This is a genomic window from Actinomadura sp. BRA 177 (genome assembly GCF_013372625.1).
Taxonomy (GTDB): Bacteria; Actinomycetota; Actinomycetes; order Streptosporangiales; family Streptosporangiaceae; genus Spirillospora.
On record NZ_JABXFD010000076.1, the window covers coordinates 1 to 8,664 of the forward strand.

The window sequence follows — 8,664 nt, forward strand, 5'->3', positions numbered from 1 at the left end:
GGGGTGTTGTCGGGTGGGTGTGGGCGGGTAGGAGCCGGTCGAATGCCCATGTAGTGGGCGGAAGGTCTAAATCGGGGGGAAGCATGACGGATCGAGGCCGGTTCCGCGGTCAGGACCCGGACAACGAATTCGGCCAGGAGGACTACGCCGGCCAGGACGAGACGTCCTCCTCCATGGGCTACGACGAGTCGATGGGCTATGACGAGGCCGTGGGCTACGACGAGACGCAGGACCAGGGCGGCCGGATGCCGGGCGCCGAGAACAGGTCCGAGCGCGACCGCTACCGCGGGCAGGACACGAACTCCGCCCGCCAGGAGGACGAGTACGGCACCCATGAGGACGAGTTCGGGAGCGACGGCACCTGGTGACGCGTCCCTGAGCCGAGGGCCGCGTCCCTGCCGGGACCGCGGCCCTCGAACGGGCTAGACGGTCGCGGGCACGACGACGGCCGAGCGCACGTCCCGGTCTCGTTCGGCGGTGGACACGGCGAACACGAGCTCCACGTCCTGGTCGTCCATGCGGGCCGCGAACGCCACGAACCGCCAGCAGCCCTCCCGCCACACGTCCAGCGGGACGGCGCTCGCGATCGCGTTCTCATGCCCGGCCCACGCCGCGCTCTCGTAGAGCGTCGCGTACGTCTCCGACATCGGGCTGTGCCGCCGCTCGCACGGCAGGTCGGCGGGCATCTTCCGGCGCTCCAGCAACTCCGCCAGCTCGGGGGACAGCGCCGCGAACAGGGCGACCTCCACCGCGAGCACCAGCCCGACCTGGACCTGGACGTCCCGCAGCACGTCCACGCCCGCGAGCGGCGCGCCGAGCGACGCCACCGCCGCGGCGGTGAACAGTACGGCGCGCAGCACGCTGCGGCGCCCGACCTTCTTCGCGCTGAGGCCGCCGAAGCAGCCGCACCCCGCGTCCGGCCTGCGCACTCGCAGCTCGCCGACCACCCACGTCGCCGCGGCGAACGCGACCGTCGTCGCGAGCCGCACCGACAGGTGCGAGGTCACCAGCAGTGCCAGCCCGAGGACGCCCTCGCCGAGCCCGAGCCCGACCGTCATGCCACGGCTTCGGCGCACCGCCGTAAGCCGCGCGAGCCCGGCCGGCACCGGCACGCCGTGCACGTGGTCGGGCGCCTCCGCCGCCCGCTCCCGCACCGTCAGCTTCGCCGCGCACGCGGCCAGCAGCACCGCCGCGAGCAGCAGCACCTGGGTGTTCTGGAACGCCGTCACCATGGCCCCTCCACTCGGACGGACGCGTTGAAGCAGCCCGCGTCGAGGTCGCCGCCGAGCCCGGCGAACGCGACCGGCGTCAGCTCGATGATCCGGCCGCGCGGGGACGCGTCGCACTCCACGCACCGGTCGCAGAACCGGGCCGCCGTGCAGCCGCACTCCACCACCGGCACGGTCGCGGCCCGCCCGCCGCACTCGTTGCGGACGGAGATCTCGCTCCCCACCGACAGGTACGGGAACGGAACGCAACCGGACGGGGCGTCCGCGCATCCCCCGGCGGCCCCCTCGGAGTCGACCGCCGGATAGGCCGCCCCGTCCGGCGCCTCACCGCCGGCCTCCCCGAACCACGTCGCCGTCCCGTGCAGCACGCCGGACACGGGCGCGGTCGGCTCGGGCGCGGCGAGGTCGTCCGCCCGGTATCCGGGCTGGGACGTACCGGGACGCACCGCGCGCGGCCCGTCCGGGGACCCGACGCAGATCACGTCGATCAGGTAGCCGGGCTCTAGGCGCGGGTGCCGGACCAGCACCCGGCCGAGGGCGTGCGGGGGGATCACCACATGGGCGCGTCCGCGATGGGGGCCCATGTCCACCTCCACGGTGTCCCGCCCGCACGCCAGGATCGTGCCGGCGACGCGTCCGATACCGACCCAGATCCGGTCGACGACGCCACTGGCCTTCTGCCGGACGATCACCGGGCGGCCCGGCCGCAGCGCGGCGAGGCCCCCGCGCCCGCCGTGCCAGACCCCGGTGTCCCCGCTCATCGCGAGCCGGACCTCGGTGCCGCCCGCGGCCAGCACCAGCAGGTGCGGGCTGGCGTCGAGGATGATCCCGCTCACCGCGCGCAGCTGCGGTCCCGCCTCGGGGAGGCCGGGGGGCGCCCCGAACACGGCCGCGCGCCGGCGGCGGCGCGCTTCAACGGACGGGCTCGGCGGCATCGCGGCACTCCGGCATTGATCACTCTGGGCAACGGGGCTGAAGACAGCGAGTCAAGGCTCACGTGCCATGACCTCGCCTGTCGACGGATTTGTCGCGATTAGTCAGCTGCCGGTGGACGTCTGATCTACCTGGGATGAAGATTATGAACTGGTTGACCCGGATATGTGATTTATGTAGGCCCGTAATTACGATCTTCCTGCGATCGTCGACCATACCCCGGGAGCGGCCCGGCGCCGACTCCCCAACCCCTTGGTCCGGTGGTGAAGTGAACGCGACGCGGCACGACGAGTTCCGCGACTACGTGGCGGAGCGCCGGCCCGTCCTGCTGCGCACGGCGACCCGGCTGGCCGGCGACCGCGCCGAGGCCGAGGACCTCCTCCAGGCCGCCCTCGCCAAGACCTACGTCGCCTGGGACCGCATCCAGGACCGCGCCGCCGTGGACGGCTACGTCCGCCGCGCCATGGTCAACACGCAGATCTCCTGGTGGCGCCGCCGCAAACTCGACATCTACCCCACCGACCGCGTCCCCGACCGTCCCGTCGAGGACCACACCGACCGCAGCGAGATGCACGACGCCCTGGGCCGCGCCCTGGACCGCCTCCCCAAACGCCAACGCCTCGCCGTCATGCTCCGCTACTACGAAGACATGTCCGAACGCGAAATAGCCGAAGTCCTGGGCATCAGCGTAGGCACAGTGAAATCCACCGTCTCCCGAGCCATGACCCGCCTAAGAGAGCTGTACTAGTCCCGCCCGATGCCCATCCCTTTGGACGTGCCGGGCTCTGCCCCCTCGGGTTCGAGCCTCGGCCGCTGGAGCATGGGCGTGCCCGACGGCTGATGCGCGGTTCTTGGACGTGCCGGGCTCTGCCCCCTCGGGTTCGAGCCTCGGCCGCTGGAGCATGGGCGTGCCCGACGGCTGATGCGCGGTTCTTGGACGTGCCGGGCTCTGCCCCCTCGGGTTCGAGCCTCGGCCGCTGGAGCATGGGCGTGCCCGACGGCTGATGCGCGGTTCTTGGACGTGCCGGGCTCTGCCCCCTCGGGTTCGAGCCTCGGCCGCTGGAGCATGGGCGTGCCCGATGGCTGGTGCGCGGTTCTTGGACGTGCCGGGCTCTGCCCCTCCTGGGGTTGAAGCTCGGCCGCCGGAGCGCGGGCAGGCACGCGGAGGGAGCGCTAGCGAGCGCAGCGGGCATGCCCGACGACGCAGGCGACCGCAGCGCCCACGCACCGTAACGGGCACAGCGACAGAAACATGGCGTGAGGATCGCCTGCGTCGTGACGGGGGTTCCAGGGGGTCGCCCCCCTGGGTAAAAGGGGCAAAACTATCTCCGGGAGCCGCGCGATCGAGCAGGAGGCGTGCCGTGTTCAGCACCATGCAGGATTTTCCGCTGACGATTACGACGATCATGCGCTACGGCGCCGGGGTCTTCGGTGATGCCGAAGTCTCCACCTGGACGGGGGACGGGGCGCGGCGGCGGAGCTACGCGGAGGTCGGGGAGCGGGCCGCCCGGCTGGCGGGGGCGCTGCCCGGCCTCGGGGTGGACGGCGATCAGCGTGTCGCCACGTTCATGTGGAACAACGCCGAGCATCTGGAGGCGTATCTGGCGGTCCCGTCGATGGGCGCGGTGCTGCACACGCTGAACCTGCGGCTGTTCCCCGACCAGCTCGTCTACATCGCGAACCATGCCGAGGACCGGGTCGTCATCGTGGACGGGTCGCTGATCCCGCTGCTGGCGCCGGTGCTGGCGCAGTTGAAGACCGTCCAGCACGTGGTCGTGGTCGGGGACGCGGACACGGCGCCGCTGGAGAGCGCCGGCAAGGAGCTGCACCGGTACGAGGAGCTGCTGGCGGCGGCGCCGGCGACGTTCGACTGGCCGGAGATCGACGAGCGGTCGGCCGCGGCGATGTGCTACACGAGCGGCACGACGGGGAACCCGAAGGGCGTCGTGTACTCGCACCGGTCGGCGTACTTGCACTCGATGGCGACGTGCACGGGCAACGCGATCGGGCTGAGCGCGTCCGACGTCGTTCTGCCGGTGGTGCCGATGTTCCACGCGAACGCCTGGGGCCTGCCCTACGCGGCCGTCATGGCGGGCGCCTCGCTGGCCATGCCGGACCGGTTCATGCAGGCGGAGCCGCTCGTCCGGCTGATCGAGGCGGAGCGTCCGACGGTGGCCGGGGCGGTCCCGACGATCTGGTCGGACGTTCTGCGGTACACGAAGGAGCACGGGTCGGACCTGAGTTCGCTGCGGCTCGTGCCGTGCGGCGGGTCGGCGGTGCCGGAGGCGCTGATGCGCGGGTTCGACGAGATCGGCGTCCGGATCGTCCAGGCGTGGGGGATGACGGAGACGTCGCCGGTCGCGTCGGTGGCGCATCCGCCGGTGGACGCGGACGACGCGGACGCCTGGCGGGCGCGGATCAGCCAGGGGCGCGTCCTCGCGGGCCTGGAGATGCGGATCGTCGGGGACGGCGACCGGGTGCTGGCGAGCGACGGGGAGGCGGTGGGGGAGGTCGAGATCCGCGGGCCGTGGATCACCGGCGCCTACCACCTGGACGAGGACCCCTGGAAGTTCCACGACGGCTGGCTGCGGACGGGCGATGTGGGGACGCTGTCGGCGGACGGCTACCTCGTCCTCACCGACCGGGCGAAGGACGTCATCAAGTCGGGCGGCGAGTGGATCTCCTCGGTGGAGCTGGAGAACCACCTGATGGCGCACCCGGACATCGTGGAGGCGGCCGTGGTCGGCGTCCCCGACGAGCGGTGGCAGGAGCGTCCGCTCGCGTCGGTCGTGCTGCGGGAGGGCGCCGAGGTCACCCCGGAGCAGCTGCGGGAGTTCCTGGCCGACCGGATTCCGAAGTGGCAGCTTCCCGAGCGCTGGTCGTTCATCGCCGAAGTCCCCAAGACAAGTGTCGGAAAGTTCGACAAGAAGGTGCTGCGGCGCCGTTACGCGGACGGTGACCTGGAGATTCGGCAGATCGGCTGATCCTCGCCCTGACCCGGAGTCACGACGCGCGTGGTCACGGAACGGGGCGATAACTCACCCGGGTGTTACCTTAACGGTGGATTTCGGGAGATGATGTGGTGCAGATGGGGTCCGCGGGTGTATGCAAGGTGGGCTGAATGTCCGGATGACCCTCGTGGGGGCGGACCCCTCATGCCGCTGCCGGGAGCGTGAATGCCCAGGTTGTCCACCTCCGCACACTCGGCCGACCGCGCGCTGGTCAAGGGGCTGAACGAAGGCGACGAGGCGGCGCTGGCCGTGCTCTACGACGAGTACGCCGAGCGCCTCTACGACTACGCGCTGTCGATGACGGGGGACGAGAAGGTCGCCGCGGACATCGTCCACGACACGTTCATCGACGCCTGCCGCCGCGCCCCCCGGATGCGCGACCACGTGCACCTCGGCCCCTGGCTGTACGGGGCGGCGCGGCGCCGCTGCGTCCGGCGGGGCCGCGCGAAGGTGCTGTTCTGGGACCGGGACGGCGAGTTCGCCGACTCCCCCTTCGTGGACCGTGCCGCTGACGACGACCTCGGCCTCGACTGGCCGCCCCCGGACGAGTCGCACGACCTGCTCCGCGGCTGCCTGTCCCGGCTGGAGCCCGTCGACCAGGAGGTCGTGTTCCTGGCGTTCCGGCACGGCCTGCGTCCGGCGCGGCTCGGCGCGACACTCGGCATGTCGTCGCGGCGGGCCGCGATGCGGGTGCGCAGGGGCCGCGCCGAACTGGAGGTCGCGCTCCGGCAGGTGGTTCGCGGCGCCGAACGGGCGTGCGCCGCCGGACCGGTGCCGGACGAGCCCGAGTCGACGGCGGTCGCCGTGCTGGCGGCTCGCGCGCCGGCGAAGGAGGAGTCGGCGCCGGCCGTCCCGCCGCGTCCGGCCAAAGGGCTGTCACGGGTCTTGCAGCGCCGCGGCGACGACTCCCCCGCCGACCCCGATACCGAACGGCATGCCGCCGGCTGCCTCGACTGCCTGCGGCGCGGCCGGCAGCACGGGCGCGCTGCGGCACCGCGTGATGCACACCGCCACCGACCCCGAGCTGGCCGGCTACCGGGCCGACATCGCCGCGCGGGGCGGCGCGCTCACCCCGTCCGGCCTGCCGATCCAGCCGGACGTGCCGTCGCCGTTCACCCGCCGGTGGCTGTTCACCGCGGGCGGCATGGCGGGCGCGCTGGTCGCCGCCCTCATCGCGGTGTTCGTGATGGGGCCGGGCATCGGCAGCGGCACGCTGTCCTGGCCGCCGTTCCGGACGCAGCCGCAGCCGTCGATCACCAAGGTGTCGCCGCCGGCCGGGGCGCAGGGCGGCGGGCAGCCGTCCCAGCAGCCGGGCGGGGGACCGCAGGGCCGTCCCGTCCAGCCGCCCGCGTCACCGCCCGCGCAGGAGAAGGACCCGAAGCGGCCGGAGAACCCGTCGGGGACGCCGTCGCAGCCGACCAACCCGCCCGCGCGGCCCGGTGTTCTCGTGGTGAACCCCGGCAAGGTCGAGATGTACGGGACGAAGACCGCGCACGTCAGCCTCGCCGCCGATGGCGGGCCGGTGACGTGGACGGCGATGACGTCGACGAGCCAGCTGATCCTTTCGGAGATGCAGGGCGGCATGTCCGACGGCGACACGACTAACCTGACGCTCACGCTCCGCACGGCGATCATCGGGCTGCCCGGTCAGGGCACGCTCACGTTCACCGACTCCGAGGGCGCGCCCCACCAGGTGCAGGTCGTCTGGGGTGCCACGCTGCTGTGACGGCCTAGTCGCCGTCCCGCATCGCGTCCCGGATCGTTTCGAGCCGCTCGCCGAGCGCCGCCTGGACGTGGGTCTCCATCGCCCGCGCGATGAACGGATCGACGACCATCTTCACCAGCGGCCGCATGCGGCTGACCACGGCGGCGACCTCGGCGACCTGCTCGCCGTCCGGGACGGGCTGCTCGTCCAGCCGGTCGAACACGTGCTCCTGGACGAGGTTGACGAACCGTCCGGCGATCACGTCGCAGTCGTCGCGGATCTGCGCGGCGATGTGGAGCACCGAGTCCAGCGGGATCCCCGCCGCGACCAGTTCGGCGCCCACGTGGAGCAGCCTTGGGCTCGGCACCCGGAACTTCTCGCCGTCGGGCTCGATCAGCCCGAGTTCGATGGTGCGCTCCTGGACGCGGGCGATCTCGTCCTCGTCCAGCCCGGTGCCGAAGATCTCGACGAGCTCCTCGTAGGTCGTGGTGCCGGGGATCTCGTCCGACCAGGGATCGGTCAGGACCTTCTCCAGCCCGAGCACCTCGCCGACGTCCTTGCCCGTCTCCCAGGCCGACAGCAGGTCCTTGATGATCGCGAACGTGTAGCCGCGGCCGAGCAGCTGGCCGATCAGCCGGAGGCGAGCCAGATGCGAGTCGTCGTACAGGCCGACGCGGCCGGCGAGACGCGGCGGCGGCAGCAGCCCCCGGTCCTGGTAGGCGCGGATGTTCCGGACGGTGCTCCCGGCCAGCCGCGCAAGCTCGTCGATTCGGTACTCGGCCATCGGACGCGATCTTACTCCCGCCCCATTGTTACATCGGTCGATGGCACATAGGCTTGCGCGCATGGCGGACGACATCGAGGAGACCCTCCTCGGCGGCCCCCTGCGCTACACGCGCAAGGAGGTCGAGGCCCTCTCGGGCGTCACCGACGACTACGCGCGCCGCATCTGGCAGGCCCTCGGCTTCCCGGCGCCCCCTGATGACGAGATCGCCTTCACCGACGGCGACGTCGCGGCGCTGCGCGAGATCAAGGACCTGCTCTCCCACGACATGGTGGACGAGGACATGGTCCTCCAGCTGGCCCGCGCCGTAGGCCAGACGATGGGCCGCCTGGCCAGCTGGCTCGGTGACGTCTGGCTGGCCCGGCTCGGTGAACTCCCCTCCGCCGAACCTCTCACGTCCGACCTGGTCACCGCCGCCCTCGCCGCCACCGAGGAGCTGCGCCCCGCCTTCGAGCGCCTCCTCCTGCACGGCTGGCGCCGCCAGCTCACCGCCGCCGGCATGCGCGCCGCCGCCACCACGGCCACCGCCCACGCCGACCCCGCCGCCGGCCTGGCCCACCTGGCGGTCGGCTTCGCCGACATCGTCTCCTTCACCCGGCTGAGCCGCCGCCTCGACAGCGACGCCCTGGCCGCCTTCATCGAACGCTTCGAGACCACGACCGGCGAGATCGTCGCCGAGGCCGGCGGCCGCATCGTCAAGACCCTCGGCGACGAACTGCTGTTCGTCGCCCCGACACCGTCCGCCGCCGCCGACATCGGCCTGCGCATCGCGGACCACTTCAACGAGGCCCCCGACTTCCCCAAGGTCCGCGTCGGCCTCGCCTACGGCGAAGTGATCCAACGCCTGGGCGACGTCTTCGGCACCCCGGTGAACATGGCCGCCCGCCTGACGTCCACCGCCTACCCGGGAACGGTCCTGGCCGGCCCCGCGCTGGCCGCCGCCCTCCCCAGAGGGCCCCACGACGCCGCCTCCCTGCCCCCACCCCTTATCCACAACCGACC

At 72.3% G+C, this 8,664-nt stretch carries 8 protein-coding genes and 1 pseudogene; 6 read left to right on the top strand and 3 right to left on the bottom strand.

The features are described from left to right. The first annotated feature begins 83 nt into the window (after positions 1-83). Complete coding sequence (locus HUX53_RS01225) at positions 84-368, top strand: hypothetical protein (RefSeq protein WP_176401314.1); 285 nt, start codon at positions 84-86, stop codon at positions 366-368. A gap of 54 nt (positions 369-422) precedes the next feature. Here the strand turns inward: HUX53_RS01225 and HUX53_RS01230 are convergent, their stop codons facing one another. Further along, positions 423-1,232 (bottom strand): MauE/DoxX family redox-associated membrane protein, encoded by an 810-nt coding sequence (locus HUX53_RS01230; protein ID WP_176401315.1) that lies wholly within the window; start codon positions 1,230-1,232, stop codon positions 423-425. Then, entirely contained in the window at positions 1,226-2,164 is a 939-nt protein-coding gene (locus HUX53_RS01235; protein WP_176401316.1) for a hypothetical protein, read from the bottom strand. Before HUX53_RS01235 ends, HUX53_RS01230 begins: the two co-directional genes overlap by 7 nt. Positions 2,165-2,430: 266 nt before the next feature. Here HUX53_RS01235 and HUX53_RS01240 point away from each other — a divergent pair, with 266 nt between their 5' ends. From HUX53_RS01240 to HUX53_RS40605, 4 genes and pseudogenes are all read left to right on the top strand, one after another. Beyond that, positions 2,431-2,910 (top strand): SigE family RNA polymerase sigma factor, encoded by a 480-nt coding sequence (locus HUX53_RS01240; RefSeq protein WP_309236989.1) that lies wholly within the window; start codon positions 2,431-2,433, stop codon positions 2,908-2,910. Between the two features lie 613 nt (positions 2,911-3,523). After that, the gene (locus HUX53_RS01245; protein ID WP_176401318.1) at positions 3,524-5,146 is read left to right on the top strand and encodes a long-chain fatty acid--CoA ligase; all 1,623 of its coding nucleotides are present in this window, start codon (positions 3,524-3,526) and stop codon (positions 5,144-5,146) included. Positions 5,147-5,470: 324 nt separating this feature from the next. Then, positions 5,471-5,839 (top strand): annotated as a pseudogene (locus HUX53_RS40600) (RNA polymerase sigma factor); the annotation flags it as partial. Between the two features lie 268 nt (positions 5,840-6,107). Continuing rightward, the gene (locus tag HUX53_RS40605; RefSeq protein WP_176401313.1) at positions 6,108-6,899 is read left to right on the top strand and encodes a hypothetical protein; all 792 of its coding nucleotides are present in this window, start codon (positions 6,108-6,110) and stop codon (positions 6,897-6,899) included. Between the two features lie 4 nt (positions 6,900-6,903). Here the strand turns inward: HUX53_RS40605 and HUX53_RS01260 are convergent, their stop codons facing one another. Further along, positions 6,904-7,662, bottom strand: coding sequence for a MerR family transcriptional regulator (locus HUX53_RS01260; protein WP_176401319.1), 759 nt, complete (start codon positions 7,660-7,662; stop codon positions 6,904-6,906). Positions 7,663-7,723: 61 nt separating this feature from the next. Here HUX53_RS01260 and HUX53_RS01265 point away from each other — a divergent pair. Further along, a partial coding sequence (locus HUX53_RS01265) for an adenylate/guanylate cyclase domain-containing protein (protein ID WP_176401320.1) occupies positions 7,724-8,664 on the top strand: 941 nt, incomplete at its 3' end.

Bases quoted from the DNA above. Each gene is read 5' to 3' on its own strand.
- HUX53_RS01225 (WP_176401314.1), top strand. From the start codon at position 84: ATGACGGATCGAGGCCGGTTCCGCGGTCAGGACCCGGACAACGAATTC.
- HUX53_RS01230 (WP_176401315.1), bottom strand. From the start codon at position 1,232: ATGGTGACGGCGTTCCAGAACACCCAGGTGCTGCTGCTCGCGGCGGTG.
- HUX53_RS01235 (WP_176401316.1), bottom strand. From the start codon at position 2,164: ATGCCGCCGAGCCCGTCCGTTGAAGCGCGCCGCCGCCGGCGCGCGGCC.
- HUX53_RS40605 (WP_176401313.1), top strand. From the start codon at position 6,108: ATGCCGCCGGCTGCCTCGACTGCCTGCGGCGCGGCCGGCAGCACGGGC.
- HUX53_RS01260 (WP_176401319.1), bottom strand. From the start codon at position 7,662: ATGGCCGAGTACCGAATCGACGAGCTTGCGCGGCTGGCCGGGAGCACC.